At 71.0% G+C, this 21,908-nt stretch carries 20 protein-coding genes; 7 read left to right on the top strand and 13 right to left on the bottom strand.

The window, feature by feature from the left end:
* Positions 1-3 precede the first annotated feature (3 nt).
* From ABZ234_RS26285 to ABZ234_RS26275, 3 genes are all read right to left on the bottom strand, one after another.
* Positions 4-915: an ABC transporter permease gene (locus ABZ234_RS26285; RefSeq protein ID WP_267946155.1), complete on the bottom strand. Its 912-nt coding sequence runs from the start codon at positions 913-915 to the stop codon at positions 4-6.
* 97 nt (positions 916-1,012) lie between these two features.
* Positions 1,013-1,993, bottom strand: a complete 981-nt coding sequence (locus tag ABZ234_RS26280) for an ABC transporter permease (RefSeq protein WP_267946156.1) — start codon at positions 1,991-1,993, stop codon at positions 1,013-1,015.
* A 579-nt stretch (positions 1,994-2,572) separates the two neighbouring features.
* Positions 2,573-4,171 carry a family 2 glycosyl transferase gene (locus ABZ234_RS26275; protein ID WP_355013797.1) on the bottom strand — a complete coding sequence of 533 codons (1,599 nt, stop codon included), beginning with the start codon at positions 4,169-4,171 and terminating at the stop codon, positions 2,573-2,575.
* Between the two features lie 691 nt (positions 4,172-4,862).
* Between ABZ234_RS26275 and ABZ234_RS26270 the strand changes: the two genes are divergently transcribed.
* The gene (locus ABZ234_RS26270) at positions 4,863-5,324 is read left to right on the top strand and encodes an ATP-binding protein (RefSeq protein WP_344184547.1); all 462 of its coding nucleotides are present in this window, start codon (positions 4,863-4,865) and stop codon (positions 5,322-5,324) included.
* A gap of 62 nt (positions 5,325-5,386) precedes the next feature.
* Here ABZ234_RS26270 and ABZ234_RS26265 read toward each other — a convergent pair whose 3' ends face one another.
* From ABZ234_RS26265 to ABZ234_RS26255, 3 genes are all read right to left on the bottom strand, one after another.
* Positions 5,387-5,557 (bottom strand): hypothetical protein, encoded by a 171-nt coding sequence (locus tag ABZ234_RS26265; RefSeq protein WP_267946159.1) that lies wholly within the window; start codon positions 5,555-5,557, stop codon positions 5,387-5,389.
* 313 nt (positions 5,558-5,870) lie between these two features.
* On the bottom strand, positions 5,871-9,101 hold the full coding sequence (locus tag ABZ234_RS26260) for an efflux RND transporter permease subunit (RefSeq protein ID WP_355013796.1): 3,231 nt from the start codon (positions 9,099-9,101) through the stop codon (positions 5,871-5,873).
* A 594-nt stretch (positions 9,102-9,695) separates the two neighbouring features.
* Positions 9,696-10,025 carry a metalloregulator ArsR/SmtB family transcription factor gene (locus tag ABZ234_RS26255; RefSeq protein ID WP_344184550.1) on the bottom strand — a complete coding sequence of 110 codons (330 nt, stop codon included), beginning with the start codon at positions 10,023-10,025 and terminating at the stop codon, positions 9,696-9,698.
* A 127-nt stretch (positions 10,026-10,152) separates the two neighbouring features.
* Between ABZ234_RS26255 and ABZ234_RS26250 the strand changes: the two genes are divergently transcribed.
* From ABZ234_RS26250 to ABZ234_RS26230, 5 genes are all read left to right on the top strand, one after another.
* Positions 10,153-11,073, top strand: coding sequence for a cation diffusion facilitator family transporter (locus tag ABZ234_RS26250; RefSeq protein WP_344184551.1), 921 nt, complete (start codon positions 10,153-10,155; stop codon positions 11,071-11,073).
* 252 nt (positions 11,074-11,325) lie between these two features.
* Positions 11,326-12,678: a potassium transporter TrkG gene (locus ABZ234_RS26245; RefSeq protein WP_355013806.1), complete on the top strand. Its 1,353-nt coding sequence runs from the start codon at positions 11,326-11,328 to the stop codon at positions 12,676-12,678.
* Between the two features lie 22 nt (positions 12,679-12,700).
* A complete protein-coding gene (locus ABZ234_RS26240; RefSeq protein WP_267946163.1) occupies positions 12,701-13,372 on the top strand; it encodes a TrkA family potassium uptake protein in 672 nt (223 codons plus the stop codon).
* An 84-nt stretch (positions 13,373-13,456) separates the two neighbouring features.
* A complete protein-coding gene (locus tag ABZ234_RS26235; protein ID WP_352982791.1) occupies positions 13,457-14,473 on the top strand; it encodes a metal ABC transporter substrate-binding protein in 1,017 nt (338 codons plus the stop codon).
* 329 nt (positions 14,474-14,802) lie between these two features.
* Positions 14,803-15,036 (top strand): DUF397 domain-containing protein, encoded by a 234-nt coding sequence (locus ABZ234_RS26230; RefSeq protein ID WP_267946165.1) that lies wholly within the window; start codon positions 14,803-14,805, stop codon positions 15,034-15,036.
* Between the two features lie 240 nt (positions 15,037-15,276).
* Here the strand turns inward: ABZ234_RS26230 and ABZ234_RS26225 are convergent, their stop codons facing one another.
* Both ABZ234_RS26225 and ABZ234_RS26220 read right to left on the bottom strand, forming a co-directional pair.
* A complete protein-coding gene (locus ABZ234_RS26225) occupies positions 15,277-16,113 on the bottom strand; it encodes a helix-turn-helix transcriptional regulator (protein ID WP_267946166.1) in 837 nt (278 codons plus the stop codon).
* A 302-nt stretch (positions 16,114-16,415) separates the two neighbouring features.
* Complete coding sequence (locus tag ABZ234_RS26220; RefSeq protein WP_355013805.1) at positions 16,416-16,913, bottom strand: ATP-binding protein; 498 nt, start codon at positions 16,911-16,913, stop codon at positions 16,416-16,418.
* A 324-nt stretch (positions 16,914-17,237) separates the two neighbouring features.
* Here ABZ234_RS26220 and fabG point away from each other — a divergent pair, with 324 nt between their 5' ends.
* Positions 17,238-17,996 carry a 3-oxoacyl-ACP reductase FabG gene (gene fabG / locus ABZ234_RS26215; protein WP_355013795.1) on the top strand — a complete coding sequence of 253 codons (759 nt, stop codon included), beginning with the start codon at positions 17,238-17,240 and terminating at the stop codon, positions 17,994-17,996.
* Positions 17,997-18,144: 148 nt separating this feature from the next.
* Here fabG and ABZ234_RS26210 read toward each other — a convergent pair whose 3' ends face one another.
* From ABZ234_RS26210 to ABZ234_RS26190, 5 genes are all read right to left on the bottom strand, one after another.
* Positions 18,145-19,146 carry a serine hydrolase gene (locus tag ABZ234_RS26210; RefSeq protein ID WP_355013794.1) on the bottom strand — a complete coding sequence of 334 codons (1,002 nt, stop codon included), beginning with the start codon at positions 19,144-19,146 and terminating at the stop codon, positions 18,145-18,147.
* Positions 19,147-19,254: 108 nt separating this feature from the next.
* Positions 19,255-19,869 (bottom strand): energy-coupling factor transporter transmembrane component T, encoded by a 615-nt coding sequence (locus ABZ234_RS26205; protein WP_355013793.1) that lies wholly within the window; start codon positions 19,867-19,869, stop codon positions 19,255-19,257.
* Positions 19,866-20,564: an ABC transporter ATP-binding protein gene (locus ABZ234_RS26200; RefSeq protein WP_355013792.1), complete on the bottom strand. Its 699-nt coding sequence runs from the start codon at positions 20,562-20,564 to the stop codon at positions 19,866-19,868. Before ABZ234_RS26200 ends, ABZ234_RS26205 begins: the two co-directional genes overlap by 4 nt.
* Positions 20,564-21,208 (bottom strand): biotin transporter BioY, encoded by a 645-nt coding sequence (locus ABZ234_RS26195; RefSeq protein WP_267946171.1) that lies wholly within the window; start codon positions 21,206-21,208, stop codon positions 20,564-20,566. Before ABZ234_RS26195 ends, ABZ234_RS26200 begins: the two co-directional genes overlap by 1 nt.
* A 228-nt stretch (positions 21,209-21,436) precedes the next feature.
* On the bottom strand, positions 21,437-21,814 hold the full coding sequence (locus tag ABZ234_RS26190) for a hypothetical protein (RefSeq protein ID WP_267946172.1): 378 nt from the start codon (positions 21,812-21,814) through the stop codon (positions 21,437-21,439).
* Positions 21,815-21,908: the final 94 nt, after the last annotated feature.

Raw genomic sequence — 21,908 nt, 5'->3', positions numbered from 1 at the left:
CCCCTAGGAGCGGCGCGACTTGGACTGCGGGTCGAGGGCGTCGCGCAGCCCGTCCCCGATCATGTTCACCGCGAGCACGAGGACCACCAGCAGGAGCGTGGGGAACATGAACATCCACCACGCCGTGGTCGCGAACCGGGAGCCGTCGGCGATGACCACGCCGAGGCTGATGTCCGGTGCCTGCACGCCCAGGCCGAAGTAGCTCAGTGCGGTCTCGCCGATGATCGCCGTGCTCACGGCGATCGTGGCGTCCGCGATGAGCAGGGACGACATGTTGGGCAGGATGTGCCGCAGGATGATCTTGTGCGGGGGGACGCCCATGTACCGGGCGGCGTGGATGTACTCGCGTTCGCGCAGGGAGATGGTCAGTCCGCGGACCATCTTGGAGGTGACCATCCAGCTGAACGCGGCCAGCAGGATGACGAGGACCAGCCAGCCGCCGTTGCCGACGAAGTGCTTGGACAGGATCGCCAGGACGACGAAGCTGGGCAGGACCAGGGCCAGGTCGGCGATCCACATGAGGCCGCGGTCGGTGAGGCCCCCGAAGTACCCGGCGAAGGAGCCGACCAGGGCGGCGACCGCCGTCGAGAGCAGGGCGACGAGGAGTCCGATGAGCAGCGACCTCTGCAGGCCCGCGGTGCTCTGGGTGAGGACGTCCTGGCCGGTGCGGTTGGTGCCCATCCAGTGCTCGGGCGAGGGCGGGTCGATGAGGGAGGTGTAGTCGCGCTCCCCCACGTCCCATCCGGTCAGGAGGGGACCGATGAAGGCGACGGCCAGCAGCAGGACGAGCATGCCGAGCCCGATGATGACGCGCCGTGTCCCCAGGAGCTGGCGCCCGATGTCCCTCAGGCGGTTGGGCGCCGGGGGCACGGCCGGTGCCGGTGCGGGCTCCGTGCTCGTTTCGGTCGTACTCATGGCGTGGTCTCCAGCCGGGCTGCCGCGGTGGTGTGCGGGGCGGTCGAGGGGCGGGACGCGCGGGCGTCGCCGTGGGTGGTGCGGGGGCCGGTCACGATCACACCCGCACCCTCGGGTCGAGCCAGGCGTAGAGGATGTCCGAGAGGAACGAGGCGGCCATGACCGTCACCGCCATGAAGAAGGAGACCGCCGCGACCACGTGGACGTCGTGCTGGGAGATCGAGTCGATCAGCCAGGCGCCCATGCCGTGCCAGCCGTAGATCTTCTCGGTGAAGGTCGCGCCGGACACCATGATCCCGAAGGTGAAGGTGAAGTAGGTGATCGTGGGGATCAGCGCGGTGCGCAGGGCGTGCTTGAACAGCGCTCTCCTGCGGGTGAGCCCCTTGGCCATGGCCGTGCGCACGAAGTCGGCGTTGAGCACGTCGAGCATCATGTTGCGCTGGTAGCGCGCGAAGGCGGCGAACAGGGAGAGGGCGAGCACGATCGTGGGCAGCAGCGCGTGGTGTATCCGGTTGAGCAGGAGTTGCCACCACTCCCCCCGGAAGCCCGCCGAGTACTCGCCGGAGAAGATCAGCAGCTGGAAGCCGACGAGGTCGTTGATGGCGGTCGCGCCCACCTGGACGCTGATCGCGATGACCACCGTGGGCACGGAGAGCACGAAGAAGGCGACTGCCGTGGAGGCCTTGTCGAAGCGCCTGTACTGGCGTACGGCGGAGTAGGCGCCGACGGCGATGCCGACGGCGGCGCCGAGGACGGTGGCGAACGTGATCAGGCGCAGCGTGACGCCGGCCTTCATCCAGATCTGGGGGGTGACGTCACGCCCCTGGATGCTCTGCCCGAAGTCTCCCTGGACCACACCGCCCAACCAGACCGCGTAGCGCTCGGCCAGGGGCGTCTCGTCGTTGAGGTTGAGGGTGTCGAGCTGGGCGTTGATGACCTCGGCCGTGGGCGGGGGCTGCATCTGCTCGAAATAGCCGCGCGGATAGAGGTTGGTTGCGGCGAGCAGGTAGGCGAAACTCGTCGCGAGAAAGATCAGCACGACGTAGTTCAGCAGCCGCCTGGCCAGGAACTTGCCCAAAACTATCTCCGAACCTCACAGCCGAGCCCGACGCTTGTCCCTTGTGCGCGGTCGTGACTGAGAGCACCGAGGGTCACGGATCGGAGGGGCGCGGCGGGTACCGCCGTTGAGCCTTCACGTTCCTGCGACCACCGGTGGGGGTTACTCCCGGTGACTACCAAAACACAATTGCATCCGGTTCACGATCAGTGACCGGAATGTCAAGAGTCTGCGGGAGCACTAGACACTCGACGGTAACCACTCCATCAAGAAAAGACAACGGTGCCCATTCGACCATCCGGATGCATCCGTTTTGTCAATCTTTACACACACAGCTTCCCAGTGACTCCCCACAGTTACCAATACACCAGTTGACCTGCGGAAATAAACTCCAGAGCATCCCGAACGAAACAACATTCAAGCCCTCGAACTGGACATAACACCACAAACGCGCCATCAAACATCAATAGTTAGTAACACACACGAAACCCTGACTCCTCCTACCTGCGAACGCGTACCGAACGCCCGTGCCCGCCGTCTCCCGCGCTCAGGGCACAGCGGACGCGCGAAGGCGAGGACACTCACCCTGGGTAGCGAAAGTCAGTGACGGCTGACGAGGGCGGGCACGCTCTCCCGGTTGGCGGCCGCCGCGGCCCCCTCGGCGACGGGCGCCCACGGCGCGGCCCCGGCCACCACCGCCACCGGCCGCGGCACCAGGGGAGCCGCGGAGAGCGCCCCCGCCATCCCCCACCAGGAGCCCAGCGAGCGGGCGGCATCGCCCGCGGCTCCCAGGACCGTCCAGGTCACCGGTCCCGCGAGGGTCACGCCCCTCCCCCTCCGCCATGCCGCCAGGTGCGGCAGGACCAGGGCCGCCCCCGACACCGCCGCGATCCGGGCGACCCGGCGCGACCGGGCGGACCGCCGCGCGCCCGCCCCGCGGCGTCCCCGCGCCACCGTGCCGGCGACCTCGGCAGCTGCGGCCACCGGCCACCATCCGGCCCGCGCCGCGCGCGCACCCGCCCCGGCGGTGCGCACCAGGTCGAGCCCCGTCAGCCTCACCGCCTCCGACAGCGGGGCGCGTGCCCGACCGCAGACCGCGGCCGCGACCGCCGCGCCGCCCAGGGCCCCGGCCGCCAGCGCGGCCCCCGGGCGGCCGGACGCCGCCAGGGCCAGGGCTGCCGCCCCGGCCCAGGAGACCTCGGGCCCGGCGGCCCGTCCTCCGTGGCGGCGCGCCAGGGGCCCTGCGATCGCACCGGAGGTGAAACACGCGCGCAGGTAGTCCCCCATGTCCGTGGTCGGCGGCATCCGCACACGGGACCTCGGCTCGTAGCGCACCGACCACCCGCCTCCGGCGAGGCGCCACAAGAGGTCGAGTTCGGCGGCCGGCCCCAGCCCGGGGTCCAGGTCGGCGACGGAGCGGCGCACGACCAGCACCGGGACGGGACGCAGCGGATCGTCGGAGCCCTGGTCGCCGAAGGCTCCCGGACGCGCCTGGCCGGGGGTCCCGTGCCCCCAGGGGAGGACGGCGCCGGGGTCGGCGCCGCGGTCGGGCCCGGCCCCGTGGGCGGCGACGGCCGCCACCGCCCTGCTCAGGGGGCCGGGGGTCCGGGGCCGGTCGGTGAGCGCGCGGGGCACCACGGCCGCCACCCCGGGGTCGGCGAAGTGCCCCAGGGCGGTGTCCAGCCATCCGGCGGTGGGACGCGCTCCCGACTCGACCAGGGCGACGAACTCCGCGGAGCAGGCTCCCAGCGCCACCGCCCGTGCCTGCGCACCCCCGGGCGGACCGGGCACGACCCGGGCTCCGTGCCTGCGCGCGGTCCACGCGCAGGCCCCGGTGGCTCCGACGACGACCGGCCGCAGTTCCGGGTGGGACGCGGCGAGGAGGCCGAGCGTGGTCTCCAGCGCGGCGGGTCCCGCCTGGCCGACGACGGCCACCTCGGCGGTGCGCCCCGGCGGGAGGGGCAGCGGACGGGGGTGGGCGAGCCCGGCCCTGATCAGGTCGCGGGCGAGCAGGCCCTCGTCGGCTCCGGCGGGGACCGCGCCGCTCAGCCAGCGGATCAGCGCGCTGACCTGGGGCGGGGCGAGGCGGACGGCCCGTGGCGGGCAGCCGCCCAGGAGGAGGTGCCCCTCGTCGGCGAGGCGGACGGAGCGGTCGATCTCGACACCGAGGCCGGGGGGAAGCGGGGAGCGGGAGGCCATGCCCCATACCTTGTCGGGTCGGACGCGGCGGACGCAAGACCGCGGGAAGCACCGGAATCGGGGAGAGCTTGACGTAATCGTTACTTGGGCTCTCGAGTCCCACGAGTCACGAATCCCCGCCGATATGCGCGCCCGCTCACCCGCCCCGTCGGACCGAACGCCCTCTTCGGGCAGCTCAGCGGGGGTTATCCTGGCCAAGCCAGGTCGGCTGGGTTTCCGGGGAGGCACAGAGCGTATGCTGATCGCGAATACGCCCTTCAGTGTCGTAGGGCACATCCGCTACCAGACATGAGCATGCAGCACGGCCCGCCCCAGGCCCCACCACCGTCCCCGGGGAAGCCAAGCGGCTTCTCACCCAACGCCTGTCGCCGCCCTTGCGCAGCAGTCGTGGCACAGTCCCGCTTCCCTCCCTGCTCCAGGGGGCTCCGCCCTGTGCGTCCGCTCCGCGCCGTGACCCGTCCCCACGGGCACGGACGCCTCGAGGACCCGGCGCTGCGTTGCCCTGCCCGCCGCGAACACACGTCATCGGGGAGCGAACCCAATGTGTGAGACCGCAGCATCCCAGAGCTCTCTCGGACCCCTCGTCGCGCGCCACGCGCACGGCCCCGCCCACAGGACCCGTCCCCCGTCGCCGGACGCACTCCCGGCCCCGGTCCCTCCGCCCAGTCCCTTACACAGTCCGGCGAATCACATGGAAGACGAGATACCCCACAGCACCGGCACCGCCCGCAGACCCGCGCGGCGACGGTTCCCGGGGCTGCCGAGCCAGATCGCCTACGCGAGGCGGTTCGTCGCCCGGCAGCTGGCCGCCTCACCCGAACTCACCACGGCGACGCTGTTGACCAGCGAGCTCGCCACGAACGCCATCACGCACAGCGCCTCGGGCCGGGCGACCGGCAAGTTCGAGGTCAGCGTCCACCTCGCCCCCGGGTGGGCGCGCGTGGAGGTGCGGGACCTGGGGAACAGGGTGGAGGCGCCGCAACCCCAGCACCGGGACCCCTACGACACGGCCGAGCACGGCCGTGGCCTGGACCTGGTCGAGGCGCTGTCCAGCAAGTGGGGAACCGAGCCCCGCGCCGACGGGATGGGGCGCAGGGTCTGGTTCGAGCTGGTGTGGGACTGCGACGCCGACCCCGTGGACGCGGCGGAGTAGGGGTTCGAGCGGGCGGCCGCTCCGTCACGCCGCCCCGGCCGCCCGCGGGCGCGGGCCCGCCGTCACCCCTCGGTGCCGGCCCCCTGCTGCTCCTGCGCACCACCGCCCTCGGTGGGCGCGGGGAGCCGGTACCGCTCGTAGAGTTCGCGCGCGTAGTCCTTCGCCTCCTGCGACGGCTCCTCGCCCAGCTCGTCGCGGACCAGGTCGTCGAGGCTCTTGTTCGTTTCTGCCATGTGTCGCAGCCTGCCTGTAGTGCGCGGATTGCACAAATCGCCGCTCCGGTGACGGAGAGGGACGACCGATAAGTCCTACATAGTAGGCATTTCGGTGGCATCGCCCGGTTTCCCCTGGACAGACATCGCACGACGGGACCCGCCGACGTTCCGGCGGGCCCCGTCGGTACCGGTCGTCCCCGGTCCCCGTGACACCGGGGTGGTACCGGGATCCACGGGCCCCGGGCACCGACCGGCGCCCCCCGCAAGGCGGTACCGCCAACGGCGAGGGGCGCCCCGCGCGTCGCGCGGGGTGCCCCTGTGGAGCATGCGGCTACGAGCCGACCCGCTCCTCGGCCCGCTCGGCCCCGGACGTGCCGCCCTCGGGCGCACCCCCCGCGGCCTTGCGCTTGCGGGCGCGGCGCCGTTCGGCGCGCTCCGCGCTCCGCGCGGCACGGCGCTGCTTGGACCACTCCACCAGCTGGTAGAGGACCGGGACCAGGACCAGTGTCAGCACGGTCGAGGTCAGCAGGCCGCCGATCACCACGATCGCCAGCGGCGCGGAGATGAACGCCCCGCCGCCGGTGATCCCCAGGGCCATCGGGGTCAGTGCCGCGATGGTGGCGAGCGCCGTCATGAGGATGGGCCGCAGACGGTGGCGGGCACCCTCCACGATCGCCTCGCTGAGCGGCATCCCGTTGTTCTGGTTCTGGTTGATCAGGTCCATCAGGACGATGGCGTTGGTGATGACCACGCCGATGAGCATCAGCATGCCGACCATTCCGGCGATGCCCAGCGGGTTTCCGGTGATCAGGAGCAGGCCCAGCGAGCCGGTGATCGCGAACGGGATCGAGATCAGCAGCATGAGCGGCTGGAGCAGGCTCTTGAAGGTCGCGACCATGATCAGGTAGCAGATCACGACCGCGGCGAGCATCGCCAGCATCATCGAGGCGAAGCCCTCGGACTGGTCCTGGCTGACGCCGCCCAGGGTCGCCGAGGCGCCCTCCGGCAGGTCCAGCCCGTCGAGGGCCTCGGTGATGGAGGCGCTCACCGCGCCCAGGTCGGAGGCGGTGACGCTCGCCGACACGGTGGCGCTGGTGATGCCGTCGATCCGGGTGAGCTCCGGCTGCTGGAGCACCTCCTCGACCGTGGCCACGTCGGACAGCGGGACGGCCCCGGTCGCGCCCATGACGGGCAGGTCCTCCAGGTCTTCCACCGTCTGCGGGGCCTCGTCGAAGCGGACCACCAGGTCACGGCGGGTGTCGTCGAGGGTGACGGTGCCGACGTTCTGGCCGTTGAAGGCCGCGGAGACCTGCTGGCCGACCGCCGCCTCGGTGAGGCCGACGGCCGCGGCCTCCTCGCCGTCGACGCTGACCTCCAGCGAGGACTGCTCCGCGGCGACGCTGTTGGTGATGTCGGCGGTGCCGTCGATCGCGCTCAGCTCGTCCTCGACCATGCCGGTGGCCTCGGCGAGGACCTCCTGATCGTCCGCGCTGACCTGCACCTCGATGCCGGATCCGCCCATGGCGCCCATGCTGCTCAGGACGGGCTCGTACTCGGTGTCCAGGTCCGCGAGGGTGTCGCGGAGCACGTCGCGGTTGCGGGCCTGGTCGGTGTCGGGGTCGGCGGTGACCGTGTAGTCGACCTGGCTGCTGCCTCCGCCGCCCATCATCCCGGCCATGCCCCCGCCGCCGACGTTGGTCTGGTAGGACTCCACCCAGGCGAACCCGGCCAGGGCGTCCTCGACCTTGACGGCCTCGGCGTCGGCCTCCTCCAGGGACGTGCCCGGGGGCAGCTCCTGGACGATCGCGTAGGAGTTCTCCTCGGACTGCCCCATCCAGTCGGTCTCGAGGTTGGTGGCCATGAAGACGGTGCCGGCGAAGATGACGACCGAGGCGAGCAGGGTCGTGATCGTGGCGACCTTGCGCTTGGTGGTGATCCACCGGATGACGGGCAGGTAGGCGCGCTGGAGGACGCCCTTGCGCTCGCGCTCGTTCTCCTCCTGCTCGATCTCCTCCTGGGTGGCGTCCCCGATGTCCTTGGGGCGCATGAACCAGTAGCAGAGCACCGGGATGAGGGTGATGGAGACGATCAGCGAGGCGGCCAGGGCGAGGCTGGCGGTGACCGCGAACGGCATGAACAGCTCGCCGACCATGCCGCCGACGAACGCCAGCGGGAGGAACACGGCGATCGTGGCGAGGGTGGAGGAGACCACGGCGGCGGCGACCTCGCGCACACCGGTCCGGACGGCCTCCATCCGCTCCTTGCCGTAGTCGAGGTGCCTGCGGATGTTCTCCAGCACCACGATGGAGTCGTCGACCACACGCCCGATGGAGATCGTGATGGCGGCGAGGGTCAGCATGTTGAGGCTGAACCCGAACGCCTGCATCCCGAGGAACCCGATCAGGACCGACACCGGGATGGACACCGCGGTGACCAGGGTGGAGCGGATCGACAGGAGGAAGACGAGGATGATGACGACGGCGGCGACGAGGCCCATGCCGCCCTCCTCGACCATCGCGAGGATCGACTCGTTGATGTAGGGGGCCTGGTCGAAGACCACGCTGATGTCGATGTTCGAGCCGAGGACGTCGGCCTGCTCGTCGAGGACCCGCTGGACCCCCTCGGACACCTCGACGGTGTTGCCGTCGGGCGTCGCCATGACCATGACGCCGATGCTCGGGTCGCCGTTGACACGGGCCAGCGTGGTGGCCTCGTCCTGGACGAGTTCGACGTCGGCGACCTCGGAGATCTGGACCGGGGCCGGCGGGGCCGCGGGGGGCGCTCCGGGCGCCGCGGCGGACATGTCGCCGGCGGCGGCCGAGGGCTGGACCCAGACGTCCTCGATCTGCTCGACGGAGGAGAACTGCTCGCCGGTGGTCACGCTCAGGGTGCGGCCGTCGGAGTCGATGTCACCGCCGGGCTGGAGCAGGCCGCTCGACTGGAGGGCCTGGGTGAGGTCCTGGGGGGACAGCCCCGCGGAGGCGAGCTCGTCCGCGTCCGGGCTGACGACGACGTCGGAGCCCATGGCGCCGGTGACCATCGCCGAGCGCACGCCGGGGAGGGACTCGATCTCGGGGACGAGGTGCGTCTCCAGCGGTTCGACCATGGACTGGTCGTCGCCGTCCTCGGCGCCCGCGGCGAGCATCACGACCGGCATCATGTCCGTGCTGAAGGACATGACGCTGGTGCTGACGTCCTCGGGGAGCATGCCGGAGATCTGGTCGACCGCGATCTGCGTCTGGCGCACCAGGTCGTCCTGGTCGGAGCCGTAGTCGAACTCGACGGTGACCTGGGAGGAGCCGGTGCTGGAGGTGGAGGTCACCGTGGTGGCGCCCGCCACGCCCTGGACGGCCTGCTCCAGGGGCTCGGTGACCTGGTTCTCCACGACCTGGGGCGAGGCGCCCTGGTAGGTGCCGGAGACCATCACCATCGGGAGGGACATCTCCGGGAAGAGCTCCCGCTTGGCCGAGGTGGCCGCGAGGACGCCGAAGAAGAGGACGGCCAGGGTGACGAGCAGGACCAGCGCCCGGTTCTTGAGCGACATGACCGCGAGGCGGTTCATACCGTGGCCCCTTCCGAGCGGCGGGCGGCGGTCCCTGCCGGGGGACGGCCCGTACCACGGGCCCTTGTGGCCGATCTGGACATGAGAGGTTTTCGCTCCTAGTTCGCTGCTGACCACGGGAGCAGACCGTGGTGTGGTGGTCGAGCGCTTTCCGACGACCGTCGGGCGGGCACGCCGTCACTGCGGTCTGGCGACCGGTCCTCGAACGTGTGGTGCTGGTGGGGACGCAGGTTGTGCGTTCGCGATGTGCGGCACAGGGGGAGCATCCACCTGGCGCACGATTCAGAATACGTCGCGTTATATCGGAAGATCAGCCAACCCCGTCCGGTTCAGGGGACTCTCAGGGGCGCGTCAGTCTTCTGTCAGGGTCGATCCCTGACCAAAGTTAGGGACGTCCGCCGTAAGTCGGAGTCCCCCGGGGTGAGGTGGGCCTTCCCGTGGCCTCGGACCCCGGTTCCCTGTAAGGGACATCACAGCCACGATTTCCGGTCCACCAAAAAAAGACGTCGCGACCGGAGCGCGACGCCTCCGCGAAAACGGCCTGTGGACAACCGGGAGAGCGGGGCCCGCCGGGGCATCCTGAAGGGGTGGGACTCAGCCCGCCCGGTGCTCCTCCAGGGGCTCGTGCGGCTGGGAGGTCCCCCACACCACGCGCAGGAGGTCCTCCAGCGCGTGCGCCAGGGATGCGTCCACCAGCTCGTAGCTGACCTGGCGGCCGCGGGCGTGGGTGTGCACCAGCCCGCAGTCGCGCAGGCAGGCGAGGTGGTTGGAGACGTTCTGCCGGGTGAGTCCGAGCTGGTCGGCCAGTCCGGCCGGATAGTTCGGACCCTCGAGGAGGGCCAGGAGGAGGCGGGACCGGGTCGGATCGGACAGCGCGCGCCCGAGCCGGTGGATGGCGGACAGGCGCTGCTCGGAGGTCAACATGAAAACCATTGTACATAGTTTGCTGTATAGACAGCTTTGGCTGTATAAACAGTGAAGGCTGAACTATGGGGCGCGGTCGCACACGGCGCCCGAGGACACGGGACGACGCGGACAAGAGGGAGGCGCCGTGGGAGCGGGACACGGGCACGGACACGGGCACGCGATCACCGCCGGTGCGGCCAACAGCGGGAGGCTCGCGCTGGTCCTGGCGATGATGGTCGCCGTCGCCGCCGTCCAGGTCGTGGGCGCCGCGTACAGCGGCAGTCTGGCGCTGCTCGCCGACGCCGGCCACACGGTCACCGACTCCTTCGGCGTGGCCCTGGCGCTGGCCGCCGTCTGGATCGCCTCCCGTCCCGCCACCAGCCGACGGACCTTCGGCTACCAGCGCGCCGAGATCCTCGCCGCCGCGGTCAACGCGCTCGTGCTGTTCCTGCTGTGCGGGTTCATCGTGGTCGAGGCGGTCGACCGCCTCCGGTCGCCCGCCGAGGTGTCCGGCGCGGGCATGGTCGCCGTCGCCGCGTTCGGCCTGGTCGCCAACATCGCCGCGCTGTTCGTCCTCCGCTCGGGCGCCAAGGACAGCCTCAACGTCAAGGGCGCCTACCTGGAGGTCATGAGCGACGCCCTCGCCTCCGTCGGCGTCATCGTCGGCGGGATCGCCGTGTGGCTGACCGGGTGGGGCCGGATCGACACCCTCGTCTCCCTGGGCATCGCCGCCATCATCGTGCCCCGGGCCTGGTCCCTGCTGCGCGAGGCCGTGCACATCCTGCTGGAGGCCACCCCCGAGGGCATGGACCTCAGCGAGGTGCGCGACCACCTCCTCGGGCACCCCGCGGTCCTGGACGTCCACGACCTGCACGCCTGGACCATCACCTCCGGGGTGCCCGTGATGTCGGCGCACGTGGTGGTCGCCGAGGAACACCTCCGGGACACCGGGAGAATGCTCGACGAACTCCACTCCTGCCTGACCGGCCACTTCGACGTCGAGCACTCCACCCTGCAACTGGAGCCTCCGGGCCACGCCGACCACGAGGGCGCCAGACACGACTGAGCGGGCAGCCTCCCAGCCCTGAGCGGCCCCTCCGTTCCCTCCGTGCCGGGCCGTCGACGTGACCAAACCCGCAACCTTTGACAGAATCGTTCGCGCTTCGTCGAAGGAGGAGAATCCGGTGGAAACCACACACGGCCACGGGCTGCGCACCCGGTGAGCCGACGCCCCCGCCCGCGCGGAGGCAGCCTCGGCGCGCTGGTCCGCAGGACGGCCCCCCGCCTCCGGTCGCCGCAGACCCTCCTCCGCCCGCGCCTGGCCTGGCGGCCGACCAGGGAACTCCTCGCATGGCGCAAACCGGCCCGCGTCTTCCTCCTCGTCTTCCTCGCCGTGGACCTGGTCGGCACCGCCCTGCTGATGAGCCCGCTGGCCACCCCCGGCAGCGAGGGACTGGACTTCGTCCCCGCGCTCTTCACGGCCACGTCCGCCCTGGCCGTGTGCGGGCTCGGCGTGATCTCGGTCGGCCACGACCTCAACCTCTTCGGCCAGATCGTCCTGCTCTCCCTGATGCAGGTCGGGGGCATCGGGATCATGACCCTGGCGTCCGTGCTCGGAACGGCCATGATCCACCGCTTCCGGCTGCGTTCCCAGCTCAACGTGCAGGCCGAGACGCGGAGCCTGTGGATCGGGGACGTCTCCGGCGTGGTCCGCCGCGTCGCCCTGGTCTTCCTGGTGCTCCAGGGCCTGACGTTCCTGCTCATCACGCCCCGGATGTGGCTGGGCTACGACATGTCCCCGGGGGAGGCCGCCTACTCCGGCCTGTTCCACTCGATCTCGGCGTTCAACAACGCCGGCATCTCCCTCTACGACGACAGCATGACGCGCTTCTCGGGGGATCCGCTCATCCTCCTGCCGGTGGCCTTCGCTGTGATCCTCGGCGGTCTCGGCTTCCCGATCCTGCTCGAACTGCGCCGCAACCTCGGCGAGCCCCGCACGTGGAGCCTGCACGCCAAGATCACCATCACGACCACGGCCATCCTCTTCCTGGGGAGCTTCCCGCTCATCACCGCGATGGAGTGGGGCAACCCCGCGACGCTCGGGGCGATGCACTGGACGGACAAGCTCACGGACGGCTTCTTCCACAGCGTGATGCCCCGCAGCGGGGGGCTGAACTCCGTCGCGGTCGGGGAGATGCAGGACTCCACGCTGCTGCTGACGATCATGCTCATGTTCGTCGGCAACGGCAGCGCCGGAACGGCCGGCGGAATCAAGGTCGCGACCCTGGCCGTGATCTTCCTCGTGGTGCTGGCGGAGATCCGCGCGCACAACGAGGTGCACGTGTTCGACCGCAAGCTCCCGCCCGGGGTGATCCGCCAGTCCCTCAGCCTGGTGTTCCTGTCCGCGACGGTCGTCGCGTTCAGCTCGCTGCTGCTCATGCACACGACCCCCTTCCACTTCCTCCCGGTGGTGTTCGAGGTCGTCTCCGCCTTCGGCGTGGTGGGGCTCTCCACCGGCATCACCCCCGAGCTGCCCCCGTGGGCCCAGTGCCTGCTCGTCGCGCTCATGGTCGCGGGGCGCATCGGCCCCATCACCGTCGCCACCGCCCTGGCCTTCCGCGACCGCCGCCGGCGCTACGATCTCGCCGAGGCCAGGCCGATCATCGGCTGAGCCGCACAGACAGGAGTCACCCGTGCCACACCGCAACAGGAACGACGACAAGAGCGTCCTGGTCATCGGCCTCGGCCGGTTCGGCAGTTCCCTCGCCCTCGAACTGGTCAACCGCGGCTGGGACGTCCTCGGCGTGGACACCAGTCCGCGCCTGGTGCAGACCTACGCCGACGCCCTCACCCACACGGTGATCGCGGACGCCACGGACGAGGAGGCGCTGCGCCAGATCGGCGCCTCCAACTTCAACCGGGCGGTGGTGGCCATCGGCACCCACCTGGAGGAGAGCATCCTGGCCACGTCACAGCTGGTGGACCTGGGGGTGTCGACCATCTGGGCGAAGGCGACGAGCCGTCGGCACGGCCGCATCCTGGAGCAGGTGGGAGCCCACCACGTGGTGCTGCCCGAGCACGACATGGGCGAGCGGGTGGCGCACCTGCTGTCGGGGCAGATGCTCGACTACGTGGAGCTGGAGGAGGGGTTCTCCCTCGGAAAGACCAAGGCTCCCAAGGAGCTGCTGGGCAAATCCCTGCGCGAGACGGGAGTGCGCCAGGAGTACGGGATCACCGTGGTCTCGGTCAAGCGCATGGGCGCGGAGTTCACGTACGCGACCCAGGAGACGGTGCTCAACAAGGGCGATGTGATCGTGGTCGCGGGACGGACCGACGACGTCGAGCGGTTCTCGGAGATCGTGTAGAACCCGGGCGGATCCGACACCCGGGAGACATCCTCCACAAGCAGACAAATTGACAACCGTTTTCATTATCCCGATGATTGACCCATGCGAACAGGGACAACCGTGCGGGCCGCCGTCCTCGGCACCGCGACACTCATGATGATCACCGCCTGCGGAAGCGGAGGAGGCGGGGCCGAGGACACGGGTGTCCCCCCGGCCGACGCCGACCTGACCGTGGTCACCGGCGTCTACCCCCTGGAGTGGCTCGCCCGCGAGATCGGCGGGGACGGCGTGGCCGTCACCCAGCTGACCGAGCCCGGCACCGAACCCCACGACCTGGAGCTCACCGGCCGCCAGGTGGGCGAGGTCAGCGAGGCCGACATCGCGTTCTTCGTCGGGGGCCTCCAGCCCGCGGTGGACGACGCGATCTCCCAGGAGGCCTCGGACAGCGCGCTCGACGTGGGCGACGTCGTGCACCTGCGTCCGGCCGGAGGCGAGGACGAGGAGCACGGGGACGAGGAGCACGCCCACGAGGACGAGCACGGCCACGAGGACGAGCACGCCCATGAGGAGGAGGGGGAGGAGGAGCACGACCACGGTGAGCACGACCCCCACTTCTGGCTGGACGTGGAGCTGATGGCGGAGACCGCCCGGGCCCTCGGCGAGCGGATGGGCGAGGTCCACCCAGAGGGCGCCGACGCCTACGAGCAGAACGTCGAGGCCGTGACGGCGGAGCTGGAGGCGATCGGCCAGGAGTACGAGGAGGGCCTGGCCTCCTGCGAGCACCACGACGTCGTCGTCGGCCACACCGCGTTCACGTACCTGACCGAGGCCTACGGCCTCGAACAGGTCGGCGTCAGCGGGGTGGACCCCGACACCGAGCCCTCCCCGTCGCAGATCGCCGCGATCACCGACATCGTGCGGGAGCGCGACATCACCACGGTCTTCACCGAACCGCTGATGCCGCCGGAGACGGCCGAGACCATCGCCTCCGAGACCGGTGCCGAGGTGCGGGTGCTCGACCCGCTGGAGGGCGTCACCGAGGACTCCCCCGGCGACGACTACCCGTCGATCATGCGGGGCAACCTGGCCGCGCTGACCACCGCGCTGGGCTGCTCCTGACCTCGAACGCCTGACGGCGTCCCGCCGCGACCGGGCCCCTGCCCGGTCGGCCCCCGTGAGCCCCACCTGTCCGGTACGTGCCGGACGGGTGGGGCTCACGCGTGTCCGGCACCGTGCCGAGCGCCGGAATCGCACCCGTGTCGTCCCGTTCGTCGGGGTCCGGACACCTGTCCCGAACGGTTGGATTACACCGCGCTTACATAGAACCAAACCCCCGGACAAGTGGCGAGGGTCACGCTATGCTTATGAAGTGTCAGTGCTTGTGCACGTGCATCTGGCGGTGCATCAGCACGGACGTTCCCCTCGCAGATCCGAAGGAGCAGCACAGCATGACCGCACACAACGGCATCACCGCGACCGAGCTGACCGATGTCGCCTGGCAGAAGGCCAAGCGCAGCAACTCCCAGGGCGCCTGCGTCGAGATGGCCCGCCTGAGCGACGGCTCGATCGCCGTGCGCAACTCCCGGTTTCCGTCCGGGCCGGCGCTGGTCTACACCCAGGAGGAGATCGACTGCATGATCCTGGGCGCCAAGGACGGTGACTTCGACAACCTGCTCAGCTAGGACGAGTCCCCACCGACGATGCCGTCGGGGGCTTCGGAGCGCCCGGGGGAGTTCCGCCCGGGGACCCTCCGCACTCACCGACCCGGTTGCCACGCCCTCACCCGGGTCGACCGAGGATACGGACAGAAGGGCCCTGTCCAGTGGACAGGGCCCTTCAACATCCGGAAAGGCCCGCCTCGGCGGGCCTGCGTTCGTCTCCCCTCACCACCGCTCCGCCCCTCCGCGGGCGACGGTGAACGGCTATTTGAGGTCTTCCCGGATCTCCTTGAGGATGTCGAGCGTCTCGTCCGGGGTGGCCGCGGCCACACTCAGCCGGGTCATCGCCTTGGTGTACGCCTCCACCACGTTGCGGCGGTCGATGAGCTCGCCGTCGTGGAGCTGCTCCAGGTACACCATGTCCGCGAGCTCGAACTCGGAGTACCTCAGCAGGGTGAAGGACCCGGCCTCGGCCGCGTGCGCGCCCACGGAGAAGGGGATGATCTGGAGGGTGATGTTGTCGTGCTCGCTGCTGAGGTGGATCAGGTGCTCGATCTGGCGGCGCATGATCTCCGGACCGCGGCTGATCACGCCGATGGGGCGGCGCACCGCAGCCTCGTCGAGGATCACCCACATGCGCATGCTCGTGTCGTTCTCGATGCGTTTCTGTCTGCGCAGTCTCGCCTCGATGCGCTGCTCGGTGACCATGTCGGTCTCGACGCCGCCCGAGATGATCTCCCGTGCGTACTCCTCCGTCTGGAGCAGGCCCGGCACGAACTGGGACTCGTAGATGCGTATGTGGTCGGCGGCCTCCTCGAAGCCCACATAGCGGATGAACCACTTGTGGAGCGAGTCGCCGTACTCCTTCCACCACCCGGGCTTGTTGGATTCGCGGGCGACTTCGAGTAATTCCTTGATCGTCTTGCGGTCGGAGACCCCGTACATCTTGAGGAGGTCCTCGATATCGCGCAGCTTGAAACCGACCCGGCCGAGTTCCATCCGGCTGATCTTCGACGCGGATGCCCGAATCCGGTTCCCCGCGTCCTCACGGGTGATACCCCGCTGTTCGCGACGCTTACGAAGCTCGTGCCCGAGTAGCATGCGACGCACGGTGGGGCCGCTCCCCTTGCGCAATCGAGCGATATCCACGTTCGTCGCCTCTCTGTCATTCCCGGCACAAGGGTATCCGGGGTGGCGGGACACCTTTGCCTTGAGGTCAAGACACTACATGTACACGATATAACCGGAGCGCCCCCGCACCCGGGTACTCCATCGGTGACGGCGCCGGCCCCTCCGGGAGGGGCCGCCGTCGACCCCCGTCGCGGACGGCGGGTCACCGGGCCGGAGCCCCCGCGGACTTCGGGTGGCCGCGGGACGGCCGGTCACGGGACACCTGACCGGGATCAGGCGAATTGTGCCCAAACGAACTTTCCGCCGGGAGACGTGGGAATCACACCCCACTCTCGCGCGAAAGCACTCACCAGGGCAAGTCCGCGCCCGCCCTCCATGGTCAGATCTGCTTCCCTTCTCCGCGGCAGCCGATCACCGCCGTCCCGGACCGCGCAGATGAATTCGCTCCCGCTGCGCATCAGTGAGAGCTGAATACCCCCCTCGCTCTGCCTGGTCAAGGGCAGGGGACCGCCGTGCCGGACCGCATTGGTGACCAATTCGGAAACGACCACCGCGACATCGCCGGACAAGTACTGCATCTCCCATTCGCGGAGAAGCGCCTCGGAAATCTCCCGCGCGGCCCCCACCGCGTGGGGCCTCGACTCGAAGCTCCACGTGACCGCGTCGTGCCGGTCGCCGCAGACCGGGGTGTTCCAGCGCCGGGAACCGTGCGTCAGGACCTTGAGCCACCATCCGCCGGCAGGCTCCGCCACCGCCTCCGCACACTCCATGCCTTCCACTTCCTCCCTGACGCACCGTGGCGAGCAGCGACGACACGTCCCGGAAACCTCCGCGATCCCGCGAAGACACCTTCGGGCCCGTGCCGCTGCACGTCTCGTATGCACGTGCATCTCGGTCTTGGTGGCAATCGTAGGCCAAGCTTCGACAAAGTGCAGGGAAACAGGGGGACCAACTTCACCGGATCCCCGTTCCTCCCCGGCCCTCTCCCCGGCGCTCCCCGAAAGGCCGCACTCCCACCCCCACCCGCTTACCGACCGGTAGGGATGTGGATAGGATTCTGTCGCGCCCACCACGTGAATTCTGGAGGTAACCCCATGTCCCCAACGCCTCGTGTGGCCATCGTGACCGGAGCCGCCCGCGGGATCGGCGCCGCCACGGCCGAGCGCCTGGCGCGCGAAGGCCGGGCCGTCGCCGTCCTGGACCTGAAGGAGTCCGACGCCCAGGAGGTCGTGGACCGCATCACCGCCGGGGGCGGCACGGCCCTCGCCGTCGGATGCGACGTCTCCGACGCCGACCAGGTGGACGCCGCGGTCGCGACCGTCGCCGAACGCCTCGGCCCGCCCGCCATCCTGGTGAACAACGCGGGTGTCCTCCGCGACAACCTCCTGTTCAGGATGTCGGCGGACGACTGGGACACCGTGATGAACGTGCACCTGCGGGGCTCGTTCCTGATGAGCAAGGCCGCCCAGGCGCACATGACCGCGAACGGCTGGGGCCGCATCGTCAACCTGTCCAGCTCCTCCGCGCTGGGCAACCGGGGCCAGGCCAACTACTCCGCCGCCAAGGCCGGGCTCCAGGGGTTCACCAAGACCCTGGCGATCGAGCTGGGCAAGTTCGGCGTGACCTGCAACGCCGTCGCCCCCGGGTTCATCGAGACCGCGATGACCAGGGCCACGGCCGAGCGGATCGGCGTCAAGTACGAGGACATGAAGGCGTTCAAGGAGGCGGAGATCCCGGTGCGGCGGGTGGGCGTCCCCGAGGACATCGCCAACACGGTCGCGTTCCTCACCGGTGAGGACGCCGGGTTCGTGTCGGGCCAGGTCGTCTACGTGGCCGGCGGCCCGCTGGACTAGCGGCGCGCCGTCCACGGTCCGCCTCCGGGACCGTGCGCCCCGGCCGGGCACGCCTCCGGTCGGGGCGCCCGTGCGTCCCGTCTGAGGTCGGCCCGGCGCGCCGGGGTCCCGCCCCGGCGCGCTGCCCGCGCGGGGGCGTCCGGGACGGTCAGCGTGCGGGGCCCCGGGGGGAGGGCGCCGGACCTCCGTCGCCGCGCGCCTCCTCCATGGCCTCCGTGACCGTCCCGCAGACCTCCTCCACGAGTGCCACGCCGGTGGCGTAGTCGTGGCTCCCGTCGGACAGGACCGCGATGAGGTACTCGTGGTCGGGGCCGCTCACGTAGCCGACCGTGTTGACGGTCCACAGCCCCCGGTTGCCCTCGCGGGGCGTCCAGCCGTTCTTGAGGCCGACCGTGTCCCCCGGGACGGCCGAGGCCGACACCCCCCAGGCCTGTTCCGGGGCGACGGACTCCATCAGCCCGCGGGCGTACGCGCGGCTCTCCGGCGACAGCGGCCCCTCGCCGACGTACAGGATCCGCAGCAGCCGCACCTGGTCGGCCGCGGTGGTCGTCGTGGAGCCCCACACGCCGCGCGGATCGGGGTCGGTGCCGGTGAACCCGAGGGCGCGGACGCCGCTCGTGAACCCGTCGGTGAAGCCGATGCGTGCGTACAGGCCGTCGGTGACCTCGTTGTCGCTGTAGCGGATCATCTCCTCCGCCCGGTCCCGTTCGGACGCGGAGAGCCCGCGCCCCTCCTCCTCCGCGCGCAGGAGCAGCAGCGTGAGAATCGTCAGCTTGGACACGCTCGCGGTCGGGAACCGCTCGTGGGCGCCGTGGCTGAAGGTGGCGCCGGTGCGCAGGTCCTGGACGGCGACCGCGAAGTCCGCGGGGTGTTCGCCGGCCAGCTCCTCCATCCGCCCGGTGAGCTCGTCCCGCTGCGCCGGCCCGAGTGTGCGCCCGCCGGTGGCCGGGCCGGTCAGGGGCGCGAAGGGCACGAGGGGCAGGGCGCTCTCCGAGAGCAGGGCACGGACGAGGGCCGGGTCCGGCGCGGACAGTCCTCCGGCGGCCGAGGTGGCGCCGGGGACCGCGAGGGCCGTGAGCACGACGAGGCAGATCGCCGCCGTGGCGGCGGACCATGTTCGGATGATGTCGGCGGGGGGACGCCGGGGCACGCTATCACCGGTTCGTAGGAGCAGCAGGGGGGCTGTCCGGACATTATCCACCCGGCGCCCCGTGGGCGGCGATCCGGTGTCCGCCCGGCGCCGTGTGCCCGCGTCGCGTCAGGCGCGCGTGTCGTCGTCGATCCCCCGGGCCACCAGCGCCTCGCCCGTCGCGTCGGCCATCCGGAGCAGCTGGACGATCACCGGGACCACGAGCAGGTGGGGGCGCCCGGACAGCCCCCGCGCCCGATAGGCCTCCTGGGACGTCCGCCAGGCGTCGGCGACCATCGGGATGGAACGGATCGTCAGGGCGAGCACGAGCGCCACCCGGTCGGGGGCGACCCCGACGTGCCGGAGCGGGCGGGCCACGCGCTCGAAGAGGTCGAGCATCTCGCGCACGCGCGTGGTGAGCGTGACGACGTTGGCGAGCAGCACGAGCGCGGCCAGCTGCGCGCACAGGCGCACGGCCGTCTCCCACTCGCCGAACAGGACCTGGAACAGGGCGATGGCCAGCAGGAACGGCCACAGGACGCGCAGGACCCCCCAGGCGCGGGCGGGGGCCAGCCCGACCACGGGGTAGGCCAGGAGGGACGCGGCCAGCGCGCCGAGCGCGATCCGGTGGTCCGCGGCGGCGAGGAGCGCCACGCCTGCGGCGAGCAGTCCGAGGAGCTTGGCCCAGGCCGGGGCCCGGTAGAGGGGGCCGGCGCCGGGGACGTACAGGCCGATCGCGCTCACGCGCCGGCCTCCCGGTCCGCCCCGTCCATGAGCCGGAGGTAGTGGGCCACCGCTTCGGCGGGGGCCCCGTCGAAGGCCACCCGCCCCTCGTCCATGACCAGGACCCGGTCGAACCCGTCGAGCAGGTCGAGGTCGTGCGTGAACAGGACGACCTGCTGGTCGAGGCCGCCGAGGGTGCGGTGCACCATGCGGGTGTTGCGCAGGTCGAGCAGGGTGGTGGGCTCGTCGCACACCAGCACCTCGGGTTCGGTGGCCAGGACCGACGCCAGGGCGAGGAGTTGCTTCTGGCCTCCGGAGAGCAGGTGCCCGGGGTGGTCGCGGTGGCCGTCGAGGCCGTAGCGGACCAGGAAGGCGTCGACGCGGCGGGCGGTCTCCGCCCTCCCCAGTCGGAGGGAGCGCAGGCCGATCTCCACGTCCTCGGCGACCGTGGGCATGATGATCTGGTTGGCGGCGTCGGAGAAGACGAACCCGACCCGGCGCCGGATGTGCTTGGCGTGGCGCCGGGTGTCCCACTCCCCCAGCGTCACCCGGCCCTCGTCGGGGACGACGAGGCCGTTGAGGGTGCGGGCGAGCGTGGACTTGCCCGATCCGTTGGCCCCGATCACGCCGATGCGGTGCTCGGCGAGGTCGAGGGTGACGTCGCGCAGGACGGCGCGGTCGTCGTAGGAGTGGGAGACCCCCCGGAGGCGGAGCATCAGGCGGCTCCGCCGCCGCTGCCGGGCTCCTGGTCCGCCCCGTCGCGGACGGGGCGTCCGGCGGGCGGGATCGGGTAGGCGCGCAGGACCGCGGAGGCGATGAGCGCGGTGAGGACGACCTTGGCGGCGTCGCCGACCAGGTAGGTGGCCCCGGAGACGGCCGCGATCTCCCAGCTCTGCACGGCGACGGCGAGCCAGGGCAGTCCGATCGCGTAGACCACGACGATGCCGCCGAGGGCGTTGACCAGGACCCCCTGCCAGAGGCGGTAGCGGCCGTTGCGCAGCATCAGGTCGGTGAGCAGGCCGATGACGAGGGCGGCGGGGATCCAGCTCACGATGAACCCGGAGGAGGGGAGCGCCAGGGCTGCCAGCCCTCCCCTGCCTCCCGCGAAGAGCGGCAGGCCCGCCAGGCCGAGCACGACGAACGTGGCCACGGCCAGGCTGCCGCGCTTCCAGCCCAGGAGGCTGGGGGCGAGCATGATGCCCAGGGTCTGGAGGGTGACCGGCACCGGGGAGCCGGGGAAGGGGATCGCGACGGTGACGCTGAGGGCGGCGATGAGGGCCGCGAACACGGCGATGAGCGCCAGGTCGCGGGCGGTCAGACCCCTGTGGCGGACGTGCTTCTTCGTCCCGTTGGCGGGCATGGGCGTTTCCCCTCGGGGAGGCGGTGGGAGTGGATCACCACCCATTGTCCGTGATGCGCGTGTGGCGGGGGGAGGGCGGGGCGCACAGTTCCGGGGGCGTCGGACTTGTGGAGGTCGTCCTGAGACGGGGATCACTCCGCGGGGCCTCGCGGCGCCCGTCGGGGCTCCCGTGGCCGCTCACGGCGGGGAGCGGCCACGGCATCGGGAGCGCTGCCCGGGGCCGCGCCCTCAGCTCTCCCCGCTGTCGTCGCGTCCCCGGTAGACCAGGCGTCCGGCCTCGTCCCGGCCGTAGCGGGCACGCCCTCCGCCGGGGACGACCAGGACCAGGCACGCCCCCCGGAGGCGGTCGGCCCTGGTGGAGCGGACCCGTGCGCCGTCCAGGGGGCCGCCGACCAGCTCGGCCCAGCCGGCCCTGGCCCGTACGAACCCCGCCGCGAACACGACGGCCGCCGTGCAGCACCCGGCCGCCGCGAAGGCGGTGTGCCCCGTCCAGGTCCACAGCATCATCAGTGTGGCGACGGCCAGGAGGGTGGCGAACACCGTGGCGGCGCGCCCCTCGAGGAGCGGCCACCGTGCGTTGTCAGCAGGGGATGGATTCACGACCATGCGCCTTCGATCCGGAACCGGTCGCCCTCGGCGCCGTGCGGGCGCCTGGGGCCTTGAGCTCGTGTGCGGGCGGAACGGCCCGGGGAGGGTCTCC

It is taken from the genome of Nocardiopsis sp. NPDC006198, from assembly GCF_040613895.1.
In the GTDB taxonomy this organism is placed as follows: domain Bacteria; phylum Actinomycetota; class Actinomycetes; order Streptosporangiales; family Streptosporangiaceae; genus Nocardiopsis; species Nocardiopsis tropica.
The sequence above is the reverse complement of the archived record's forward strand: the minus strand, read 5'-3'. Positions and strand labels throughout refer to the sequence as shown.